A 22,014-nucleotide genomic window follows, 5' to 3' on the forward strand; every position below is an offset into this window, starting at 1 on the left:
TATAATATAGTTAATCTGATAATATTGTGCTAAAGACGTGAGTAATAGCATCAGATAAATTATCAAAAGAATTATTTACTTTTCTTAAAATTCTTTTAAAATTGGCCCAAATTTTTTCTATAGGATTTAAATCAGGAGAATAAGCAGGAAGGTATAGTATCTGTATATCCAGTATACTCTAGCGGTGCTATAATCTTCTTTTCTAAATAGTTATAACCAGCAACTATACTTTTTCTCTGAGTTTGATAAGCAATAACTTCACCATAGCTAGGTTTACCAACAAGAGACCATCCTCTTAGTACAGACTGTTTATTATCCATACCCATTTCATCTAAATATACAAGTTTGTTAGGTTCAATAGTCTCAACAACCTCTATAAAACTTTGCCTATCTTGTTCTTTTCTTTGCTTATATTTAGGTGTCTTTTTTTAAAACTAAAACCAAGTCTGGTAAGACAATCATAAAATGTGCTTCTAGGTATTTCAGGAGCTAATGCTTCTCTAATATCTAAAGCCATTGCATCTGGATATGTTCTTAAGTAGCTTTCTATCGCTTCCTTATCTGTAAAGGTTGCTACTCTACCGCAACCCAAGCCTTGCTTAGATTTATAATCACCAGTTGTCTCGTATAAGTTTATCCAAGATCTAGTAGTACGGATATCTATATTAAAAAAATTACTTAGCTCTTTGTCTGTTAGGCCTTCTTTATATTTAGTTATTACGATATCTCTGAAATCTTGGCTATATGATGACATTTTTTCTAAATATTATAACATTATTGTCAAATAACTATCGGATTAACTATATCTCCAGAAGAAAAATAATAAGTACCTTGATGATTTTCAATAATTATCTCTCCTATTTCAGATAAACCTTTATATTTACAATTATTAAATTCTTTATCTGCTAAGGCTAATGAAAACTCCTTATCTATAAGATAATTAAATTCTTCATAATCTTTTTTAAAGAAAGAAAATCCTTGGCTAACAAATATAGCTAAATCTTCTCTTATTTGCTTTATTAATTCTATAAGTAAATTGGTTCTATTTGCATGTCTTTGAGATTCTAATTTAATTGAAGTCCATTTTTTTGTGATACTATCATTATTTTGCATATTTACATTCAAACCAAATCCTATAAATAGCTTAGCTTTATCATTAATTTCTGCTGAAATATTAACTAATACCCCTGCTATTTTTTTATCTTTAATAAAAATATCATTTGGCCATTTTAGTTTAGCAATTAAACCTAATCTATTTAAAACTTTTGTAATACTTATAGCTATGACTAAAGATAATCCATTTAATTTAGATATGTCTAATTCAATTGTTTCAATCAAAGTACAGTAGATATTTTTGCCAAATGGTGAAATCCATTTTCTATGAAACCTTCCAAAACCATCAGTTTGGCTTTCTGATATAAAAATTGCATTATTATAATAATTTTTATAGTTTTTTATAGCATATTTAGAGGTTGAATCTACCGAATAAAAATAATTTATATTTTCAAAAACTTTTTCTAACTTTGTAACATCTATAAAATCTAACTTCTCATCAAGTAAATAACCCACTTTAGGATTGGAGAATATAGTTATTTGATAATTATCTTTCAGATTTTTTATATTTTTTGATACCGCAGCTCTTGATATTCCTAATGCTTCACCTATATCTTGTCCACTAACATAGTTTTGATCATTTAAAAAACTTAAAATTTGCTGTTGAGTTTTATTCATAAAACTTATTTTATATAATTATGAGCTATTATTAACATTATATAAAATAATATATCTATTCATAATATTATTATAGAAATAGTTAATTAAAAGAGTTATTTTTCATAGTTTGATATATTCCCAAAGTACCTATTACTCCAAGTATCACCAATATCAAAGTATAAAATGCCAAACCTGTAATACCGTGCCTGGCGACAAACATACTTGCAAATAAAGGTGCTGCTCCACTAATACCATTACCAATACTATAACTAATAGCACACCCCGTTGCTCTCCACTCTTTATCAAAAACTAATGAAAAAAATGGTGAAACTGATCCTTGAATAGCAGCCATTATCACAGAAAAAAAGAAAATAGCTAAAAAACTTATAAAAAAACTATTAATTTTTATCAGAATTATTAATGGATAAAATAATATAACTAAAGCTATTAAAGATATGTATAAAACTTTTATATGACCGTATTTATCAGCAATGTACCCAAATGTAGGGTATAAGATACATGCAAAGAATAATATAATACTATTTAAGAATAAAGCCTTTATCTCACTAACATTTTGATACTCAACTTGGTAGTTCACAAGATATGTAAAAACCATATAGTAAAGAGAAGCACACATACAGGTTATAAGAGATACAATAATTATCTGCTTATACTGTCTAATTATTGCTTTTAATAATCTAGATTGAGGTTTTTGTTTTGGTGGCTGGTGAGAATAATTTTCATTTCTATTTAGATATAAATAAATTACAAAAAGTACACCACTTAAAATAAAAGGTACTCGCCAAATTAACTGATTATGATTTTCAAAAATTAGCTGTGAAAACGTACCTACTAATGATGCTAAAAGAAATCCAACTGATGAAATTGAAAAAATAATTCCAACAGATAAGCCAGGTCTAGTTTTTGAATCACTAACCCCTAAAGTTATAAGTGTTGGAAACTGTCCGCCAACAGATAAACCTTGTATAATTCGCAAAAGGATTAATAAAATAGGAGCTAATATACCAATACTAGAATAAGTAGGAATAAAACCTATCAATACTGTTGATATACCCATTGAAATTGTACAAATATTAACTACATAAGCATAAGAAAAAATATCTGCAAGATAGCCTAAAATCAGAGCACCAAGAGGTCTGATAAATGTACCTATAAAAAATACTGAAAAAGTTAATACCAAAGATAACTGATGATTTTTTGAAGGGAAAAAATTCAAAGCTATAAATGTAGCAAAATATATATATAATGAAAAATCATACCATTCTAAAATATTTCCATAAGATATCTTTAGAAAAGATATTATCTTATTATTCATACTAAAACATACTTCGTAAAACTGCAACTAGATCAGTATAACTAATATAGTCAGATATTTATATATTAGTTTTACTCTAACTAATCGACCTCTGTTGAGAGCTAGAAAGAGCATCAACTGGTTATATAGTTAATCCGATAGTTATTTGACAATAATGTTATAATATTTAGAAAAAATGTCATCATATAGCCAAGATTTCAGAGATATCGTAATAACTAAATATAAAGAAGGCCTAACAGACAAAGAGCTAAGTAATTTTTTTAATATAGATATCCGTACTACTAGATCTTGGACAAACTTATACGAGACAACTGGTGATTATAAATCTAAGCAAGGCTTGGGTTGCGGTAGAGTAGCAACCTTTACAGATAAGGAAGCGATAGAAAGCTACTTAAGAACATATCCAGATGCAATGGCTTTAGATATTAGAGAAGCATTAGCTCCTGAAATACCTAGAAGCACATTTTATGATTGTCTTACCAGACTTGGTTTTAGTTTTAAAAAAAGACACCTAAATATAAGCAAAGAAAAGAACAAGATAGGCAAAGTTTTATAGAGGTTGTTGAGACTATTGAACCTAACAAACTTGTATATTTAGATGAAATGGGTATGGATAATAAACAGTCTGTACTAAGAGGATGGTCTCTTGTTGGTAAACCTAGCTATGGTGAAGTTATTGCTTATCAAACTCAGAGAAAAAGTATAGTTGCTGGTTATAACTATTTAGAAAAGAAGATTATAGCACCGCTAGAGTATACTGGATATACAGATACTCAAATTCTTAATCAGTGGTTTGAAGAGCATTTATGTCCTGAGTTAATTCCAAAGACTACTGTTGTTATGGATAATGCTAGTTTTCATAAGTCTCCTAAATTGGCTAAAATAGCAGAGAAGTTTGATATACAGATACTATACCTTCCTGCTTATTCTCCTGATTTAAATCCTATAGAAAAAATTTGGGCCAATTTTAAAAGAATTTTAAGAAAAGTAAATAATTCTTTTGATAATTTATCTGATGCTATTACTCACGTCTTTAGCACAATATTATCAGATTAACTATATAAAGCATTCATTCGTAAATGAGCCCACTTATAAAACCTTGGACTCAAAAATAAATAGTAAGTATTAAATGAATATTAGAAAAATAATACATGACTTAAAAATATCTCCATATGAAACTCTAAATACATATACCCTTGCACTCAATCACATAAGGCATACTGGAGCAGAAAAACTTACGCAAAAAATTTTTTGCATATATTAATGATTTAAGCGGATGTACATTGTTTATTGTAGAATACAATGATGGTAGCTATGGCATGATTCATTTAAGACCCGAAGACTTAGAGCTTAGCCATTACCAAAAATATTGGAAACATAGATCTTGGAAATATGAACTAGACCCTTTTGCTGAAATAAAAGAAAAAATTTAGCTTTAGAAAGAGAAGCCATACAAGTAGTAAAATCATTAAATATAAATATCCGGAGATATATTCTTGTTCAATCTGAATTAAACTATAATAGCGATATATCTCAATTAAATATTACAGGAATATATACAGATAAAAACTGGAGGTTTTTTGTTCATAATTTAGCAGCAATGAATGGAGAATATGACTTTAAGGAATTATGATGGCGTAATTGGTCATATTTCTCCTCTTTAATCCCAGAATATAGCTAGTTTTCTTACTATATAGATATTATTATTAAATAATTTTTGTACACTCTGTTTTTTTAAAATATAACCTTTAAAAATTCAAAGATTTTCTTGTTCCTAAGGTTTATCTTAGTTAACTTTATGCTATTATCTTTCAATATTCACTACTATTGGGGTTTATTATGAATAGAGAGTTTTTTATAATAATTTTTTCTCTTTCAAATCTAGTCATTGCATCTGTATTAATTAGGTACTCTGAAGTAGGCCCAATAGCAAGCTTTGGCTATAGACTATTATTACCTTGTGTTTTTCTTTATTCGTTTCTCGGTTTCTCTAAAGATAAAGATGAGAAAAAACTATCAAAAAAAGCATTAAATATTGCTGCTCTTATCGGTTGTTTCTTAGCACTAGATTTAACATTTTTTAGCATATCTCTTATTTACACTTCAATTGCAGAAGCAACTCTTCTAACAAACCTCTGTCCTTTTATCACAACTTTTATAGCTATTATATTCTTTAAGGAAAAAGTACCATTAAAGTATTATATCATTCTCTTAATTGCTTTTTGTGGATTGCTATTATTAATGAGTCAAACTGGTATCAGCGTCAAACATCTTTTAGGAAACTGGCTAGCTATTATCTCAGCAGTATTTTATTCCTTATTTATAATCCTATCTAAACAGTTAAGAAATTCCTGCTCAACATTTAGAATAATGTTTATAGCATCGCTAAGTGGTTCTATAATCCTTTTTACGCTTGCAATAATTTTTAAAGAGCAAATACTTCCAACAACCCTTCAAGGCTTTATTATCCTAGTATCTATAGCATTGTTTGGGCATCTTCTAGGCAATATACTTTATATTAGTAAAATAAAAAATATTTCATTAACTATGAGCTCGCTTGTATTACTAGTAGGTCCTATTTTTGCTCTATTTTATGGTTATATATTATTTAGAGAAACATTCTCTATACAGCAGTTTATTGGCATGTTTCTTATAATAATATCAGTATATTTAGGCAAAAAAGTTTTAATTATAAAAAAATAATATAATTACATTTTCAATCATCTAAAACATAAATATTCTTTTAAATACCTATAGCTCTAGTACAATTTTCATCAAGAAAAAACAATAATCAAGTAGCGCTTGATAAAAGCCATATAGAAAATAAACTATAATTTAGATAGAATTGTAGCATAAAATTTATTTTCATAAATATATATAAAATTACAAGGAATAAAACTATGATGAATGATAACTACTTGTTAGATAACTATGAAAGACCCAAGTTAGATACACCTGATGGCAGTGGAAAAGTATTGTTACACTCCTGTTGCGCACCATGTGCTGGTGAGGTAATGGATGCATTAGCTGCTTCTGATTTAGAGGTTACAATTTTCTTTTATAATCCAAACATCCACCCTACTGAAGAGTATATGATTAGAAAAGAAGAAAATAAAAGATATGCTGATAAACTAGGCATGGCTTTTATTGATGCTGACTATGATAAAGATAATTGGTTTAATCTTGCTAAAGGTATGGAGGATGAACCTGAAAGAGGAATTCGATGCACTATGTGCTTTGATATGAGGTTTGTAAAGACAGCTGAATATGCTGATAAACATGGATTTTCTCTTATATCTAGTACATTAGGAATTTCTAAATGGAAAAATATGGAACAAATAAATACATCTGGTAAAAAAGCTGCCTCACTCTTCAAGGGAGTTAAATATTGGGACTTTAACTGGAGAAAAAAAGGTGGTTCTTACAGAATGTTAGAAATATCTAAAAATGAAGAATTTTACCAACAAGAGTATTGTGGTTGTGCCTATAGCCTTAGAGACACCAATAAATGGAGAGTAGAAAATGGTAAAGAAAAAATAAAAAGAGGCATTAAATATTACTCCAACTAATAGTTTAATAATCTATTATCAGTTTTTTCAGTTAAATATTAATCCTTCTCTTATAAGATACCTCCAAGTTCCTAGATCTCTTAAAGAGGTTTTTTGACGGGCATTAATCTCTATTGTTTCTAATTGAACTCCTTTTGTTTCAGGCACATATAGCTTAACCACTAACAAAGATATAACACAAAATATAGCAAATATAAAAATAGTTCCTGACATCCATACTATAGTAATTACACTTAGCGTATAATCACCTATAATCAAATTAAACATCCAGTTTGACAATGTATAGTTAATCTGATAATATTGTGCTAAAGACGTGAGTAATAGCATCAGATAAATTATCAAAAGAATTATTTACTTTTCTTAAAATTCTTTTAAAATTGGCCCAAATTTTTTCTATAGGATTTAAATCAGGAGAATAAGCAGGAAGGTATAGTATCTGTATATCAAACTTCTCTGCTATTTTAGCCAATTTAGGAGACTTATGAAAACTAGCATTATCCATAACAACAGTAGTCTTTGGAATTAACTCAGGACATAAATGCTCTTCAAACCACTGATTAAAAATTTGAGTATCTGTATATCCAGTATACTCTAGCGGTGCTATAATCTTCTTTTCTAAATAGTTATAACCAGCAACTATACTTTTTCTCTGAGTTTGATAAGCAATAACTTCACCATAGCTAGGTTTACCAACAAGAGACCATCCTCTTAGTACAGACTGTTTATTATCCATACCCATTTCATCTAAATATACAAGTTTGTTAGGTTCAATAGTCTCAACAACCTCTATAAAACTTTGCCTATCTTGTTCTTTTCTTTGCTTATATTTAGGTGTCTTTTTTTAAAACTAAAACCAAGTCTGGTAAGACAATCATAAAATGTGCTTCTAGGTATTTCAGGAGCTAATGCTTCTCTAATATCTAAAGCCATTGCATCTGGATATGTTCTTAAGTAGCTTTCTATCGCTTCCTTATCTGTAAAGGTTGCTACTCTACCGCAACCCAAGCCTTGCTTAGATTTATAATCACCAGTTGTCTCGTATAAGTTTATCCAAGATCTAGTAGTACGGATATCTATATTAAAAAAATTACTTAGCTCTTTGTCTGTTAGGCCTTCTTTATATTTAGTTATTACGATATCTCTGAAATCTTGGCTATATGATGACATTTTTTCTAAATATTATAACATTATTGTCAAATAACTATCGGATTAACTATAAGTTAATGTCACAGCAAAATCTGTATATTGCTGGACTCTTCCTTTACCTATACTCTGTTGATCATCTTCATACCAGTTATTTATAGCATCATCATTTAACCAAATATCTATCTATTTAGGGATTAATTATATTCACTCCAATTAATTACTTTATGCTTCTGTTTAAGTACATGCCAGCTTTTTGATTTAGCATATATTTATGGGGCATTATAATTTTAATTTGTTTTACCTCTAAGTAATCTAAATATCAAAAGTTATTCAGGCTACTAATTTACAGCTCATAGGTGTTATAAGAAACAACGCCTTTAAAATATAGAAATTATAGTTGATTTATAAGAGTTATATCATCTGATCGCATGCATTATTAAAAGCGCTTGTAACCATATTAACAAATTTATAATCATTACCTTTATCATATGATATTTCCCAAGTCATAGCTCCACCATATTGTGACTGACCGCTTAATGCTTGGTAATTTACGCACATAGATTTATACGGAGTTTTTGCATCGGGTCCATTAAACACTGTTGCACTTCCTGCAGCTGGGCCAGTTGCAGGCTCTCCAGCAACTATCTTAGTTACTTTAGGAGTTACTTTTTCTAGTGCATAATAGCTATTTTTGATAAATCCTGCACTAGTTTCATCATAACAGTCAGATCCTTGCGAGCATATATTACCTTGTGAATCTACATAATTTCCACCAGTGTTATACTCTTGAACAAATAAATAATTAAATAGTCCTTCATCAATAGCTTTTTTATATACTTGCTGACTACCAGTATTTACGTAATCTAGCTTACCACCGACGTTAACTACTTGTGGTGCACCTGATATAATAATATCTGACTTTTGCTTTTTCAAAGCTTTAATAAAAGTTTCCAATGAGTCTTGAGTAACATCAGCTGGGACGCCTTCTAAGTCAAAATCAATACCATCAAAACCATACTTATCTAAGAATGCTACAGTTTTTTGTGCTAAAGCATCATAATCAGCATTTGCACCAGGATCATAAGTATTGTTCTGTCCTCCAACAGATGCTAATACATATTTCAAATGATGCTTACTCTTAGCTAAAGCTACATCATTCTTAATTTTTTCAATATAAGTTGGGTCTGATGCTTTATTATTCCATGTAGTATAAGGAAGGAATACATCACTAGTAAATTTAATATCACTATTACCTTTAATCTCAACAAATGATGGTAATATAATATTATAACCCTTCTGAGCAGCTACTGATATTGTTGGGGAATCATTCCAGCTTACCGGCATATATGCTGCTAAGACTAAATCATCTTTAGCATATTGTAATTGATCGTCACCTATAATTTTACCATTTTTAATTGTTAACGATGGAGCTACATATTTTATACCATCAACATCGTATGAATCTGATTTAAGTGTAAATTCACCTATTGAAGGTACTTGTATAGTATTACTACCAGAATTAATAATTACTTGCTGGCTATATGATCCACTATCGTTAAATAGAGTCGCATTTAATATAGAAGATGGTTTAGCTCCAGCAGAAAATGAAACATTAAAAGAAATATCAGATTGCTGAACTGGCTTCTTAGTAAAAGTCACATTTAAATTAATAGTGCTTGTTTTTATTACATCAATATTTTTTGGATTTGGAGTTCCAATATAGTAATTTTGTACATCGCTAGAAGATATAACTGGATCAACACTAAAACTATGCTGCCCTTTTGCTAACGATAGAGCTTTGGGAGAGAATACATTAATTATATGTTGTTGTTGATCTATTTTTAATGGATAAGATTTTACATCTGAAGGTAAACCAGCTGTAGTTACATTAACAGTTGCTGATATTATACTTCCGCATTTAACCCATGTATTTGGTATTCCTGGAGCATCTGCTGTCCAATATGAATCTAATAACTCATAAATATTACCTTCATATTTTACAAAAGCTCCCTTACTATAGCCACCCCAATGTCCTGGACCATTTGGAACAAAATCTTCAATAGTTGATGGTTCTGGATCACACTTTCCTGGGGTTGGAGGAGGCGTAGGTTTAGTATATTTTAAAGGTATTGAAGACGTATTTTGATCTACGGTAATACTTTCAGGAGTTATATTGCCAACTTTAGGATCTATAGAAACCTTATACGTTGTAGAGCCATCCTTATCGTATTCAAGAGTTATTTGAGAGTTATTCTTACCTGAGACAGTATAACCATTACTACCTTTAAAATTTATCATAGTACCTTCAGGAATATCATTAGCAACAGATATAGTAACGGTAACTTTTTCTTGAGGGGTAGGACTTGGACTAGGTCCTGCCTCTTTCCAAGCAGTTTGCCAAGCCCATTTATTCCCTTTAACTCCTGGCTCATATAACTTATTACCACCTGAGCACCAACCAGCTACTAAACACTCATAACTAGCACCTAAATTAGTAACAGTATCACTTTTGCTATATGAACCGTTTAACTGCCATTGTCCTTTATCTACAGCCCAGGCATTTGAACTAATTAAGCAGATACTCAATGCACTTCCTAAAAGTTTTATTTTATTATTCATTTGCTAACCTTTTTAATTTTAATAAAACATCTAAAATAAATATTTTACTTACCACATATAAATAGAATCTAAATTATAAATACTAATTAATAATTAATTATAAAACAAGAAATTTTACAGTAACAAATAACAATCTTAAATTTATGAAAAAAACTATAGATACTATAGATACTATAGATACTATAGATACTATAGATAGTTTGAAATATTAATGTCTAAAATACTATTAAAAGCAACTTTGTTTCTTAACCCCTATGAGCTGTAAATATAACATGAGACAACACTAGACTAGTAGTAAATTCTTGAAGCCTTATATTTAAATAATTTGTAGGCAGTTCTGGAATATATGATGCTTATTTGAGATTTAATAATGGTGCCCGGGGCCGGACTCGAACCGGCACGAGAGTTAAGTCTCGAGGGATTTTAAGTCCCTTGTGTCTACCAATTTCACCACCCGGGCAGTATGGAGGCTGAGGCCGGAATCGAACCGGCGTCTAAGGCTTTGCAGGCCTCTGCATAACCATTTTGCTACTCAGCCACTAATGCAAGAGTATGGAGCGGGAAACGAGGTTCGAACTCGCGACCCCAACCTTGGCAAGGTTGTGCTCTACCGCTGAGCTATTCCCGCTTTATAGAGACATATATTACCCTATTTTATAAGGTTGTCAATAGGGATATGCGCTTTAATTTACAAGAATTACATTTTTTAAGAAATTTAGATTTTTTTTACTATTTATTTACCACAAAACTAATTTTAAAAATATTTTGAATATCATTTATTAGTTTAATATTAACTTCTTTACTTAAATCAACATTCCCATTGTTTTTAATCGGACTATGCCTTTTAAGAATCTTAACATCATTAAATATCATATTTAATAGGGACACCTCATTAACAGGCTTATACGCTCTTATATTAATGCTTATATTTTTAGGATTTTGGAGAAACATTGCAAACGACGATAATAACTGTTGTAAAAACTTATCTTGCTGTTGTACTGCAAAAAGTTGTAATAAAGCTCCATATGATCCAAGTATTTGTTGTGAAGTAGTATTTGGGTCTTTATTTATATATCTAGCAATTTTCTCAAGTAAGCCATGGTTTACAAAACCAATATTAATATCTGTCAGACATAGCTGATTAGTGCAATTATATAAATTTTGCTGATCTTCTGCTCCAACCCCCATATAAGGTAATAAATCTAACTTACCATCAACCTTTGCTTTAGTACTTGAAGTTAGACTTGCTAAATTATCCATTTCAATATCTAAATCAGTAGTATAATCTGAACCTTTATAACTATGATCCGAAGCAACTGCTATATTAATGTTTTTCTTATTAAGAATAGAGAAAACCTGCCTAATTGGCGAACCTTCAGGAAAAGAATTTATATTAAAATTTAGCATTAATTTTGAATCTATTGAACTTGATTTAATATAGGCACTTTTTAAAACTTTATTAGAACCATTAGATATTTCTTTTATCTTTGTACCCTCAAAATCAACCCCTTCAGTGATACTACTGTATTTAAGATAACTTTCTGAACCAAGCTTACCATTAACATTTATATCTAGCTGTCCTGGTACTTTACCCAAGTTACCATTAACATCTAGATATAGTGTTTTCTTATATTCTTTACCAAGATACTCTGCGATAACCTTTTTTATAATTTCTGAAAAATTAGCGTCAAAATCTAATTGCTTTATTTCCGAATTCATCAAGCATTCTTGTAAGCTAGCCAAGAAATCCATATCCACATTAATACCAGCAAAATCAACATCTTTAAATTCAATATTTTCTTTAAAGAATTCCTTTTTCTCTACTGTTGAGTCTAATTTGAAAGTCACAACATTATCACTATGATTATACTTAAACTGAAAGTTATAAATCCCTTGACCTAGAGTGTTCAGAATAATACTAAACAAATCATTATTACTAGATAATTTCTTCGCACTAGTTTTTGAACTAATAATATTACTATTAGCAATTGATGGAGCTAAATTGGCAATACTTAAACCAGCCACTTTTATGACAAAATCTTTATTGACTTGACTATTAATATTCAAGCCAACCAAAGTTAGTTTATTTATTGATATATTAGGGTTTTGCAATCCTTCACTTATTATCAAAATATCTGAAGCAACTATATTACCTTGACTATCTCTATTAACTTTTCCAATCGTTATTTGTGTTTGGAAAGGAAATAATGAATCAAGATTACTTATAATAATACTTTTAACACCATATGACTCTTGATTACTTAGACTATGTATTGGAATAGTTTCTGCGGCATATAAATTTGTAGTTACTAAAGTAGCAGTACAGATTGAAGTCAGTAGAAATATTTTTTGCAAACGCATTTTACCACCCTTTTTTAATTTATTTTTTCTAATCTTAGGTATTCTAAATCCTTCTTACGTAAAGAAAAAGCACCACAATTAGTCTCAAATGCTACAGGGCCACCTAAAATTGACTTATTTGTAACTGTCATTTGCTGACCTTCGATAACACCCATAGCAATTATTTTATCTTTAAAAGCTACTGGACAACTCTCATGAAAACCTTTAACAATAAATTTGTCATTTTTCTTATAACTCATAACAAAACCCTATATATTTATACAACTATTAATTATAATCTTTTTTAGTATAAAATTAATAGATTAAACTCTTAGTTAGTTTAAAAAAGCTATTATAAAACAATAATTATGAAAGATCTCTCCAAATTTAATGCTCCAAAAAAGACAAAAGCAAATATTCAGCAGGAGTCAAAAAAAGGCAACCCTAGCAAAAAAAAGAAGTTGTTAATTATGGCAATCATATGCTTATTGGGTATTGCTATAACATCTAAACTTATAAACAAACATCTTAAAAAAGTAAAAACTGAAACGGAAAAATCAAACATAGAATTGCAAGCAAAAAATGCTGATACCACGCACAAAGATAGTGATCAAAAACCTGAGTTTTCAAGTAAAACACCTAATAATAAAATGGTTTTTACATTTTATGATAATCTCAAACAAGAAAGTGTAGTGGTAAATGTAGAACCACAAGCTCAGAGAGCTCAATATAAATACACATATATATATCAGGTAGCTTCATTTAGAAATATGAATGAAACTACTTACTACAATCAAAAATTAGAAAAAGTCGGACTCAAACCAGAATTCAAACGCGTTGGTGACTGGATTAGAATGTATATAGGTCCATATGATAGTAAAAGAGCAATGGCTCCAGATATAATAAAACTGCAAAAAATAGGTCTAAATGGCGGTTTTCCTAGAGAAGTTAGTCGAACCAAAATTGAACCAAAAAAAGATGATGTAAATTCAAAAAATCAGCCACAATCTAACGATAAACAAGAAGGTGCGTAAACTAAAACTTGTTTTTTAACTCACGTAGCTTTATAAACATTTCTCTACCTAACGAATGCTCAGGTAGCTTTTCAGAAAGGGCTTCGTCATCGATAGACCTAATAAAAATATTAAATTTACTCTCTTCGAGTAAGTCTACAATAGGCTTCTCTTCAGCAGGCAACTCTGCAACTCTATTTCTATAATAATTAAAATAATTATCTTCAGGAAGAATACTTAAAGCAAAATCAAGATTTCCCTGCCAGTAGTCATGTGCTGGATATGGTCTAATGTCACCATCCAGTTTACTAATTTTTTTTAATGAATCGTATAATTGTTTAACATCTGCCGTTTCAGCATGCACACCACCCACGCCAGCATTAAACAAAGTATCTCCACAAAATAATGCTCTCTCATTTTCAAATAAAAAACTAATATGATCTGCTATATGCCCGGGGGTATACATTACTCTAAAATTAGTAAACCCTAGATCTATATAGCTACCATCTTTCACATAAATATCCGGTTTAAATAATTCATTATCAGTATAAGCATATATTTTTACATTTGGATATAGCTCACGTAATTTCTTAACCCCTGCAATATGATCACCATGTTTGTGCGTAATAAGTATAGCCTCAAGTTCCAAATCATTCTCTCTGATAAAATCATCAAAAATATTAGCCTTTAATGGATCAATTACTATAGCCTTATCATTATCATATAATAAATATTGATAATTTCTTAAACTATTATTCAAAAACCATCTTTTAATCTGCATATAAACCTCTAATTAATTATCTCTATAGACCAATCTTGCTTCTGATAAATCCAAACCTGCTACATCACCGTTTTTTATAAAAAACTTACATAAAATATGTGAATATTTTTTCAATTCAGTGGAAGATAAAAACTCCTTGATATTTCTTTCAATATAATCATAAATCATTTTAAAGCTATTATTATCTGACTTAAGCATTGCCAAATTCAAAAGTGCCAAAATACTATCGTAATCATGATTTCCTCTATTTAAAACTTTGTCATATAACTTACTAATAGGCATACTAAAAGCATTAACGTACAGCTCCAACATTTCTACTGAAATATTATCATCAACTAACTGTTTTTTAGCTATCTTGGTAGCCATAGCTAATTCACCCAACTCTACTAATTGTTCTAAATACACTCTAGTTAATCGCTCTGTCGCATCTGATTTATTATAAATATCATTTAACTTAACACTATCGCCAGCTTTTCTTAGAGAGAAAATTATTAACCTTTCTTCTAAATTCTCATTTAAATAAACATCATATTTCTCTAAAATCTTAAGAGCAAAATCATCATCATCATCAGCAAGAGCAATCTTAGCAGCTAAATTCACTATGTTAGGCATAAACCTAATATTATTTTTTTCCAATAAAATAGCTATTTTTGTTTGAGCTTCTGTAAATTTTTGAACAAGAAATAGTTTATAAGCCTCAAAAAAACTATATGAAATACTTTTGTTATCAATTTGTTTTAAAGTTTTATCAAGCTCTTTAATATCCTTATCTGCCACAATGACACTTAACTTTCTAAAAATCAGATAATCCTTTAAATAATTAGGCGTTAGTTTGAGTATATTTGAAATACTAAGTTTTTTTATAAATCGATTATTATCTAAAGATATATCAGCTATAAGATCAGTAAACCTCTCTTGCTTATCAACAGTGAATATCCTAATTAACCAACTAAAAGCCCTATATGGAAAATATAAAACTAGCTTAATAAATTTAATACAAAATACTAATAGAAAAAACAAGGCAATTATTATAAATATAAATGCTACGAAATTCATTTTGATGGTTTTATCAGCTAAAACCAACATAATATAACCATGATAGCTCGAAGCCCAAACACCGACAATAGTAGCTAAAAGTACAGCTATTATGAGCTTAAAAATTTTTATCATTTTTCACCCCCTATTTTGCTGAAATTATTTTTAGCCAAACTTAGTTTACTACCTAATAATTCATTCTGCTGCTTAGATAGCTGCTGAATAAGCTTATTAAGGTTATTATTTATTTCATCAAACTGCTGAGCTTTAATATTTTGTATAGTTGTTTCCAAAGTTTTAGCATTTTGATTTTGAACAAAATATTTTTTCACAATTACTAAAATATTTGCTTTAGCTTTACTAATAGAATCTTTATCATTTGTATACATAGCACTTTGTAACATAATCAAAGATCTATATAATCCATCAGATACAAATTGCTTTGCTAATTTTGTCGGAACAAGAGTCTGATCTTTTGGAATATTTTGAATATCTACAATTAAACTTAAAAATTCTGTATATTTATTCTTTGATTTACTAAGCTTTTCAGAATATAGACTCTGTGGAGTTATATATTCAAGTTCACCAACTTGTTGCTGTATATTGATAAAATCTTTAGCTATAGTATTCTTAGAAATATATTTTTTAAAAGCAGTTTTTATGTCTTGTCGATCACTAGCACTTATAGTTGCGACATTACTCGCACTAGCCTTATCAAAAGCAGTATCCACTAAATCATTTGCCCTTTGTATATCTCCATTAAAAATCACTATATCTTTAGCTAACACTAAATAGTCAATAGCAGATTGAATATTAGCCACGCTCATCTGTATATATAAGTCTTTTGTGGGTACTGCCACTTGACTATTTAGCATATTTACTTGAGACTGAAGAGCCTTAATATTATTGATTTGAGAGCTGTTTTTTGAGCTCATATCTACAAGCATATTTTCTTGCTTATCTTGATTCAACTTAAGCTTTTCAACTTGCTTCTCTAGTATACTAAAGCTTTGATTATTTCTAACATTACTTTCAGAATCTATAATAGTATACCCAGCTAACCCTACAGCAACTAAAGATGCTAATAGGCTAAGTTTTGTAATAACACCTGACTTAATTTTTGCCGATTTAGTTTGTTGAGTAGATTTATTTTTAGTACTAAGATCATTCTGGGGAATTTTTTTTTCTTCCGACATTTTTTGCCTCTGTAAATTCTAATATTTTCTTATAAATATAATTATTATCTAATTTCTCTAGTTTTAAAACATTATTAAAACCATGTTCATTTACAAATTCTAGCATTTTTGCGCTTGTTATGGTAACAATTGCATTACTAGGCTTAGTAGTTTTTTCAAAAATCCTATTTAATGATCTAAAGACATCGATACTACTCGTCACAATAATATTAGGTTGCTTATCAGTAAAAAAATACTGATAACTTTGATAAATAGTATCAACGTCTTCAAAATCACGCACATATGACTCAACTTTATCACAAACTGTGATTTTTGAGAGCTCCTGAAATAACAGGTCATTGCCCGCAACCCCAGAGATAATAGCAAACTTATCTTTGGCTATATTTTCTTGAGTAATAATTTTTAATAGCTCTTTAGAACCATGTACTGATGGATAAGAAACACAAAAACCATAATTCATTAAATAGTTAGCTGTAGTTTCACCCACACAATAGATCTTTTTATTTTTAAATAGATTAGGAGAATACTGTTTAAATAAACTTTTTACAGCATATTTACTGGTAAACACTAAAGAAGTATAATCTTCAAAAGTTATTGAAATTTTTTTATACAAAATATTAATAGTCGGTATACTAGCTACATAATAGCCTTTTTGCTTTAATTTTGTTGCCAAACTAGCTGAATCTTTTTGAGGTCTACAAACTAGTATTCTCATTTACTGACTTAACTTTGCAGTTGAATAAATATAATCAAGCATTGCTGTAAGGCCTGAAACTCGAGTTGAACTAAGATTATTACCAAACCCTATTTCTTTAATAAAATCAGTGTTTGAAGCAAGAATGTCCCTAGGGCTAGAATTATTATAAACTTTCAACAACAATCCTATAAGGCCTGAAACAATCAATGCGTCGCTTGTTGCTAAAAACATAAGTTTACCACCATCCAAAAAACTATCAAACCAAACCTGAGATTGACATCCTTTAACAATGTTTTTATCATTTTTTTTATCTTCTGGAAATTTTGGAAGTTGTTTCCCTAATGAAATAACATAATCGTATTTATCTTCCCAATCATCAAAAAAAGCTAACTCTTCAACCAAATCTTGTTGTCTTTGAATTACTTGATTTTCCATATTTGTATTATCATTAATTAGCGCTATTTAGATTTGAAATATAGTATCACAAACACCGTAGTATATAAACTTTATAAAAAATTGAAAAAAAATGCAAAACCTGTTGACAGGTCAATAAAACCAACCTATAATACCCCTTGTTCTTCCCCGATAGCTCAGTTGGTAGAGCAGTTGACTGTTAATCAATTGGTCGGCGGTTCAAGTCCGTCTCGGGGAGCCAATCAATTCAAACAAGTTAGCAAAGCCATATAGTTTTGCTTATGACTATTTAGTGATTTATTTTCTCCTCCTTTCTAATCTCTGAATTTAATAAACTCTAAATAGTCTTAAAACACACTTATTTTAATAACAAACATAAAGCCATAACATTTTTTTTAAAAGTTTATAATTTTCATACTTATATAAAATACTAGCCAATAATCATAATATAGCTATCTACCATTATAAAAATGTTGACATATAAATTATTCAGCATATAATTCTAAATCTTAAAACAAAAACTTTATGCTTTTATAAACCTAAAGATTTTGTTTATCCTATAGAAATTGACTCCAGATGGTACTTACTTAGTTTTTCATATCTCCTTAACTTCCTTCCATCTGGATTCAATTTTTATATTTTATAATTATTTTTTTGTTATAATTTAGCTCATAATTTTTATTTATAAACTTATACTCTTATGAAAGCATCACAAACTCTTATTGCAACTACAAAAGAACTCCCAAAAGAAGCTGTACTTATCAGCCATCAATATATGTTAAAAGCCGGCCTTATCAAAAAATTAGCTTCGGGAATATATACATGGATGCCAATGGGGCTAAAAGCTTTACAAAAAATTCAAAGCATTGTACGTGAAGAAATGAACAAAGCTGGAGCTAGTGAATTACTCTTACCAAGTATACTTCCATCTGAGCTCTTACAAGAAACACACCGTTGGGATAAGTTTGGTCCAGAACTTCTAAAACTAAAAGATAGACATGGTAGAGATTTCTGCTATGGGCCCACTCATGAAGAGCCTATTGTTGATATGGCTAGAGATAGCATCAAAAGCTATAAACAGTTACCTCTAAATTTATACCAAATACAAACTAAGTTTAGAGATGAAATAAGACCTCGATTTGGTGTCATGCGCGCACGTGAATTTATAATGAAAGATGCATACTCTTTTCATGAGAATATTGACTGCCTGCATAGCACTTATCATAAAATGTTTGAAACATACTGTAGCATACTAGATAGAATAGGTTTAAAATACCGCCCAGTTAAAGCTGACACAGGTTCTATCGGTGGTGACAATAGCCATGAATTCCAAGTATTAGCAAATGCTGGTGAAGACATAATATGCTATAGTGATAATAGTGACTATGCTGCAAATATTGAATTAGCAACCTATGCAAAACCTGAACTTTCAAAAAAAGAAACTTCTGTAAATTCTATAGAAAAAATTTACACTCCAGATATCAAAACCATTGAAAAACTTTGTAAAGGATTAGAGCTAGATATCAAAAAAACTATCAAAACTATGATTATCAAAGATCTTGAGGGTAATTTTTTTGCACTAGTAATTAGAGGTGATCATGAACTAAATGAAACTAAAATTAACAAATTAAAACAAATAACCGCTCCATATACCCTAGCTACTAAGGAAGAAATATTCTCAATTTTTAATGCCAATCCTGGTTCACTTGGCATAAATAACTGTCCAATCCCTATTATTGCTGATTATAGTGCTGTAGAAATCACTGATTTAGTTTGTGGTGCTAATCAAGATGACTATCATTTAACAAATGTAAACTGGGATAGAGATATTATTAACTATAGTGTTCACGATATTAGAAATGTAGTAACTAACGACACTTCTCCTGATGGCAAAGGAACTTTGAAACTCATAAATGGTATTGAAGTTGGACATATATTTGAACTTGAAGATGTCTACTCAAAACCAATGAATGCAAATGTGATTGGTCAAGATGGCAGAGCTAAGCCAATGCTAATGGGTTGCTATGGTTTTGGAGTATCTCGTATTTTAGCTGCGGCAATAGAACAATCTCACGATGACAATGGTATAGTTTGGCCAAAAACTATTGCTCCCTATCAGGTAGCTATCTTGCCTATTAACTACAATAAATCTCAGAATGTCAAAACAGCTGCAGATAAACTTTATCAACAGTTAATTTCTGAAAGCATTGATGTAATCTTAGATGATCGTGGTGCAAGACCTGGTGTAATGTTTGCAGATGCTGATCTTATAGGCTACTCTCATCATATTATCATTGGAGATAGGCTTCTAGATCAAGGGTTGGTTGAATATAAAAATCGTAGTACACAAGAAAAACTAGAAGTTACTATTGACCAATTAAAAAAATTAGTAAGATAAGCACTAAACAAACTTTCATCTAAAACTCATTATTTTCTTTAAAAACGAATATGATTAACAAACTCTTTTAAAAATCACTTTAAAAAATAAAATATAATATATATAAAATAAAATAGGCAATGAAATAAGCCACATAAGGGATAATATTACAAATAAAGGCTGCATATTAATTTTGGCCAAAAAACCAAGAAAGAAAGCACTATGCTGAATTTTAGCAAATACATAAGTATATCCTAATATAAGAACAGAAAAAGATATTATATAAACAACCCACAGCACTATCTTAATCAAAAAAAAATTTTTCATATTATTATATTTCCCAAAATTATTCTTTCTCGCTATCACTTTTATTTTTTCACTAAATATCTATATTTTACTTACAATAAATGCTATCAAAACCATAGAACTCTGCAAAAACTTTGTTGTTATATGCATTCTTATCTAAAGTAATATCGTCCACAAAAACTGTTGGACCAATATATCGTGATAAACATGGCAAACTAGGGTTAGTTTCATCTATAGCGTGATTATAAGCAATTAAATACCCTCTATCCTGCTCAAATTCATATAAAGACATATACATAGATAACATTAAATAAAGTTGAATCAACAATAATATTACAAATATCCAACTTACTTTTTTAAACTGTAGATATAAATCTTTAATTATTCTACTTTTATGCTGATAAATCTGCTGCACAAATAAGATAAAAAATATTGCGTAATACACGAGCAACACTCTTTGATTTAAACTATAAGCTCTAGCCACAGGAACAAGAACAAATACCGACACTATAAGTGCCATAGAGTAAATAATAGCTTTTGTTTTTTTAACTTCCGAGTTTGTAAATATTAAACCTAAAAAACCAATTATCATTACCAATAATATAAATGTATACTCTGGAGTAAATATTATTTGATAAATTAAATTAGTTATATTATCCAAAATAGTGGTATGAACCCCAGATGACAAATACTCTAATCGAGCATAATTTCCCGGCGCCAATATTAAAATAGCTCCACCAATCAAACAAGAAACAAAATAAGCTAAAATAGCTATATTAATATCTTCTTTATATATTTTCTTTTCAAGAAAATATGCTAAGCATAAGAGTATACTTATACATACATATATTTCATTATATAGCCCTATTATTAAGCCAACCAATAACCCTAGAGCTATGCTATTTTTTTTCTTTATTACCGTATTGTAATAAAAGAATGTTAATAAAGCTATACCCCAAAAATACTGTATAGCTCCGGTCTTCCATAATACATTAGCAATAAATCCAGTTTGATAAAAAACAAATGTAAAAAAGAATATAAATAATAAGAAATCTTTTGATAAAATTTTTCCTCGATCTGAAGTTGCTATCTTGAAAGAACACAATATAAATATGTAAAAAGCTATTGTATTTAAACTGTTAACTATAAATAAAGACAAAGTTATATACTTTTTACTCATTAACACATAAATCAAAGCTTGAGCTGAAACTCTACCTGTCCAACTCATATAATCGATTTCTATAGAATGAAACATATAGATTAAGCCATTTGCTAACACATCAGTATTCGCCCGACCTAAATCATCACCTCTTAGAGGTTGAAGGTAGTTTAGTAATAACACAAACCCCATGATTAAAACAGATATCAATAAAATATAAAAATATTTTTTCTTCATTAAAAAGCTTTATAAAATAATAAATTGATTCCTTAGTGTATAATATCTGGACAAAGAAATAAAGTTTCATTAAAAG

The 22,014-nt window shown here is 29.4% G+C and carries 20 protein-coding genes, 4 tRNA genes and 1 pseudogene; 8 read left to right on the top strand and 17 right to left on the bottom strand.

The genetic code is table 11. The features are described 5' to 3' along the window. Positions 1 to 10 precede the first annotated feature (10 nt). The 3 genes and pseudogenes from ACR0PV_RS07460 to ACR0PV_RS07470 all read right to left on the bottom strand — a co-directional run bounded on the left by ACR0PV_RS07460 (position 11) and on the right by ACR0PV_RS07470 (position 3,049). Positions 11 to 754: pseudogene (locus ACR0PV_RS07460) on the bottom strand (transposase). Positions 755 to 780: 26 nt separating this feature from the next. Continuing rightward, the gene (locus tag ACR0PV_RS07465; RefSeq protein WP_488172491.1) at positions 781 to 1,731 is read right to left on the bottom strand and encodes a biotin--[acetyl-CoA-carboxylase] ligase; all 951 of its coding nucleotides are present in this window, start codon (positions 1,729 to 1,731) and stop codon (positions 781 to 783) included. A gap of 82 nt (positions 1,732 to 1,813) precedes the next feature. Next, positions 1,814 to 3,049, bottom strand: coding sequence for an MFS transporter (locus ACR0PV_RS07470; RefSeq protein ID WP_488172492.1), 1,236 nt, complete (start codon positions 3,047 to 3,049; stop codon positions 1,814 to 1,816). A gap of 175 nt (positions 3,050 to 3,224) precedes the next feature. On the opposite strand from ACR0PV_RS07470, the gene ACR0PV_RS07475 reads away from it, so the two are divergent. From ACR0PV_RS07475 to ACR0PV_RS07490, 4 genes are all read left to right on the top strand, one after another. Next, a protein-coding gene (locus ACR0PV_RS07475; protein ID WP_488172493.1) for an IS630 family transposase occupies positions 3,225 to 4,105 on the top strand; the annotation gives its coding sequence in 2 pieces (ribosomal slippage) (positions 3,225 to 3,549 and positions 3,549 to 4,105; 882 coding nt in all). A 227-nt stretch (positions 4,106 to 4,332) separates the two neighbouring features. Then, the gene (locus ACR0PV_RS07480; RefSeq protein WP_488172494.1) at positions 4,333 to 4,482 is read left to right on the top strand and encodes a hypothetical protein; all 150 of its coding nucleotides are present in this window, start codon (positions 4,333 to 4,335) and stop codon (positions 4,480 to 4,482) included. Positions 4,483 to 4,888: 406 nt separating this feature from the next. Further along, entirely contained in the window at positions 4,889 to 5,752 is an 864-nt protein-coding gene (locus ACR0PV_RS07485) for a DMT family transporter (RefSeq protein WP_488172495.1), read from the top strand. A gap of 197 nt (positions 5,753 to 5,949) precedes the next feature. Continuing rightward, positions 5,950 to 6,618 (top strand): epoxyqueuosine reductase QueH, encoded by a 669-nt coding sequence (locus ACR0PV_RS07490; RefSeq protein ID WP_488172496.1) that lies wholly within the window; start codon positions 5,950 to 5,952, stop codon positions 6,616 to 6,618. Between the two features lie 27 nt (positions 6,619 to 6,645). Here ACR0PV_RS07490 and ACR0PV_RS07495 read toward each other — a convergent pair whose 3' ends face one another. Together ACR0PV_RS07495 and ACR0PV_RS07500 are read right to left on the bottom strand one after the other, a co-directional pair. Beyond that, positions 6,646 to 6,945 carry an MFS transporter gene (locus tag ACR0PV_RS07495; protein ID WP_488172497.1) on the bottom strand — a complete coding sequence of 100 codons (300 nt, stop codon included), beginning with the start codon at positions 6,943 to 6,945 and terminating at the stop codon, positions 6,646 to 6,648. Continuing rightward, a protein-coding gene (locus ACR0PV_RS07500; protein ID WP_488172194.1) for an IS630 family transposase occupies positions 6,905 to 7,785 on the bottom strand; the annotation gives its coding sequence in 2 pieces (ribosomal slippage) (positions 6,905 to 7,461 and positions 7,461 to 7,785; 882 coding nt in all). Before ACR0PV_RS07500 ends, ACR0PV_RS07495 begins: the two co-directional genes overlap by 41 nt. Here ACR0PV_RS07500 and ACR0PV_RS07505 point away from each other — a divergent pair. Next, a complete protein-coding gene (locus tag ACR0PV_RS07505) occupies positions 7,776 to 7,922 on the top strand; it encodes a hypothetical protein (protein WP_488172498.1) in 147 nt (48 codons plus the stop codon). The two genes, ACR0PV_RS07500 and ACR0PV_RS07505, sit on opposite strands and share 10 nt — an antisense overlap. Positions 7,923 to 8,175: 253 nt before the next feature. Here ACR0PV_RS07505 and ACR0PV_RS07510 read toward each other — a convergent pair whose 3' ends face one another. From ACR0PV_RS07510 to ACR0PV_RS07535, 6 genes are all read right to left on the bottom strand, one after another. Next, positions 8,176 to 10,383: a glycosyl hydrolase family 18 protein gene (locus ACR0PV_RS07510; protein WP_488172499.1), complete on the bottom strand. Its 2,208-nt coding sequence runs from the start codon at positions 10,381 to 10,383 to the stop codon at positions 8,176 to 8,178. A gap of 371 nt (positions 10,384 to 10,754) precedes the next feature. Next, positions 10,755 to 10,843: transfer RNA gene (locus ACR0PV_RS07515), tRNA-Leu, on the bottom strand. 4 nt (positions 10,844 to 10,847) lie between these two features. After that, positions 10,848 to 10,921 (bottom strand) — tRNA-Cys (locus tag ACR0PV_RS07520). A 15-nt stretch (positions 10,922 to 10,936) separates the two neighbouring features. Continuing rightward, a tRNA-Gly gene (locus ACR0PV_RS07525) sits at positions 10,937 to 11,011 on the bottom strand. A 101-nt stretch (positions 11,012 to 11,112) separates the two neighbouring features. Next, positions 11,113 to 12,744: a hypothetical protein gene (locus ACR0PV_RS07530; RefSeq protein ID WP_488172500.1), complete on the bottom strand. Its 1,632-nt coding sequence runs from the start codon at positions 12,742 to 12,744 to the stop codon at positions 11,113 to 11,115. A 14-nt stretch (positions 12,745 to 12,758) separates the two neighbouring features. After that, the gene (locus ACR0PV_RS07535) at positions 12,759 to 12,983 is read right to left on the bottom strand and encodes a FeoA family protein (protein WP_488172501.1); all 225 of its coding nucleotides are present in this window, start codon (positions 12,981 to 12,983) and stop codon (positions 12,759 to 12,761) included. Between the two features lie 108 nt (positions 12,984 to 13,091). On the opposite strand from ACR0PV_RS07535, the gene ACR0PV_RS07540 reads away from it, so the two are divergent. Further along, entirely contained in the window at positions 13,092 to 13,757 is a 666-nt protein-coding gene (locus tag ACR0PV_RS07540) for an SPOR domain-containing protein (protein WP_488172502.1), read from the top strand. Position 13,758: 1 nt separating this feature from the next. Here the strand turns inward: ACR0PV_RS07540 and ACR0PV_RS07545 are convergent, their stop codons facing one another. The 5 genes from ACR0PV_RS07545 to ACR0PV_RS07565 are packed head-to-tail and all read right to left on the bottom strand — an operon-like array spanning position 13,759 to position 17,880. Then, on the bottom strand, positions 13,759 to 14,517 hold the full coding sequence (locus ACR0PV_RS07545; protein ID WP_488172503.1) for a hydroxyacylglutathione hydrolase: 759 nt from the start codon (positions 14,515 to 14,517) through the stop codon (positions 13,759 to 13,761). Positions 14,518 to 14,529: 12 nt separating this feature from the next. Then, positions 14,530 to 15,687: a heme biosynthesis protein HemY gene (locus tag ACR0PV_RS07550; RefSeq protein WP_488172504.1), complete on the bottom strand. Its 1,158-nt coding sequence runs from the start codon at positions 15,685 to 15,687 to the stop codon at positions 14,530 to 14,532. After that, the gene (locus ACR0PV_RS07555) at positions 15,684 to 16,748 is read right to left on the bottom strand and encodes a hypothetical protein (RefSeq protein WP_488172505.1); all 1,065 of its coding nucleotides are present in this window, start codon (positions 16,746 to 16,748) and stop codon (positions 15,684 to 15,686) included. The genes ACR0PV_RS07550 and ACR0PV_RS07555 overlap by 4 nt, the downstream gene beginning before the upstream one ends. After that, entirely contained in the window at positions 16,717 to 17,463 is a 747-nt protein-coding gene (locus tag ACR0PV_RS07560) for a uroporphyrinogen-III synthase (RefSeq protein WP_488172506.1), read from the bottom strand. Before ACR0PV_RS07560 ends, ACR0PV_RS07555 begins: the two co-directional genes overlap by 32 nt. Next, positions 17,464 to 17,880, bottom strand: a complete 417-nt coding sequence (locus ACR0PV_RS07565; protein ID WP_488172507.1) for a SufE family protein — start codon at positions 17,878 to 17,880, stop codon at positions 17,464 to 17,466. It lies immediately after the preceding gene. 144 nt (positions 17,881 to 18,024) lie between these two features. Between ACR0PV_RS07565 and ACR0PV_RS07570 the strand changes: the two genes are divergently transcribed. Then, positions 18,025 to 18,100, top strand: a tRNA-Asn gene (locus ACR0PV_RS07570). A 459-nt stretch (positions 18,101 to 18,559) separates the two neighbouring features. Continuing rightward, a complete protein-coding gene (locus ACR0PV_RS07575) occupies positions 18,560 to 20,257 on the top strand; it encodes a proline--tRNA ligase (RefSeq protein ID WP_488172508.1) in 1,698 nt (565 codons plus the stop codon). Between the two features lie 373 nt (positions 20,258 to 20,630). On the opposite strand, the gene ACR0PV_RS07580 is transcribed toward ACR0PV_RS07575, so the two are convergent. Continuing rightward, positions 20,631 to 21,938 (bottom strand): DUF6056 family protein, encoded by a 1,308-nt coding sequence (locus ACR0PV_RS07580; RefSeq protein ID WP_488172509.1) that lies wholly within the window; start codon positions 21,936 to 21,938, stop codon positions 20,631 to 20,633. Between the last annotated feature and the right edge of the window lie 76 nt (positions 21,939 to 22,014).

This window comes from Francisella sp. AG1, assembly GCF_057683165.1.

Bases quoted from the DNA above. Each gene is read 5' to 3' on its own strand.
- ACR0PV_RS07545 (WP_488172503.1), bottom strand. From the start codon at position 14,517: ATGCAGATTAAAAGATGGTTTTTGAATAATAGTTTAAGAAATTATCAA.
- ACR0PV_RS07580 (WP_488172509.1), bottom strand. From the start codon at position 21,938: ATGAAGAAAAAATATTTTTATATTTTATTGATATCTGTTTTAATCATG.
- ACR0PV_RS07565 (WP_488172507.1), bottom strand. From the start codon at position 17,880: ATGGAAAATCAAGTAATTCAAAGACAACAAGATTTGGTTGAAGAGTTA.
- ACR0PV_RS07550 (WP_488172504.1), bottom strand. From the start codon at position 15,687: ATGATAAAAATTTTTAAGCTCATAATAGCTGTACTTTTAGCTACTATT.
- ACR0PV_RS07535 (WP_488172501.1), bottom strand. From the start codon at position 12,983: ATGAGTTATAAGAAAAATGACAAATTTATTGTTAAAGGTTTTCATGAG.
- ACR0PV_RS07505 (WP_488172498.1), top strand. From the start codon at position 7,776: ATGATGACATTTTTTCTAAATATTATAACATTATTGTCAAATAACTAT.
- ACR0PV_RS07560 (WP_488172506.1), bottom strand. From the start codon at position 17,463: ATGAGAATACTAGTTTGTAGACCTCAAAAAGATTCAGCTAGTTTGGCA.
- ACR0PV_RS07485 (WP_488172495.1), top strand. From the start codon at position 4,889: ATGAATAGAGAGTTTTTTATAATAATTTTTTCTCTTTCAAATCTAGTC.
- ACR0PV_RS07530 (WP_488172500.1), bottom strand. From the start codon at position 12,744: ATGCGTTTGCAAAAAATATTTCTACTGACTTCAATCTGTACTGCTACT.
- ACR0PV_RS07555 (WP_488172505.1), bottom strand. From the start codon at position 16,748: ATGTCGGAAGAAAAAAAAATTCCCCAGAATGATCTTAGTACTAAAAAT.
- ACR0PV_RS07540 (WP_488172502.1), top strand. From the start codon at position 13,092: ATGAAAGATCTCTCCAAATTTAATGCTCCAAAAAAGACAAAAGCAAAT.
- ACR0PV_RS07510 (WP_488172499.1), bottom strand. From the start codon at position 10,383: ATGAATAATAAAATAAAACTTTTAGGAAGTGCATTGAGTATCTGCTTA.
- ACR0PV_RS07470 (WP_488172492.1), bottom strand. From the start codon at position 3,049: ATGAATAATAAGATAATATCTTTTCTAAAGATATCTTATGGAAATATT.
- ACR0PV_RS07490 (WP_488172496.1), top strand. From the start codon at position 5,950: ATGATGAATGATAACTACTTGTTAGATAACTATGAAAGACCCAAGTTA.
- ACR0PV_RS07465 (WP_488172491.1), bottom strand. From the start codon at position 1,731: ATGAATAAAACTCAACAGCAAATTTTAAGTTTTTTAAATGATCAAAAC.
- ACR0PV_RS07575 (WP_488172508.1), top strand. From the start codon at position 18,560: ATGAAAGCATCACAAACTCTTATTGCAACTACAAAAGAACTCCCAAAA.
- ACR0PV_RS07495 (WP_488172497.1), bottom strand. From the start codon at position 6,945: ATGCTATTACTCACGTCTTTAGCACAATATTATCAGATTAACTATACA.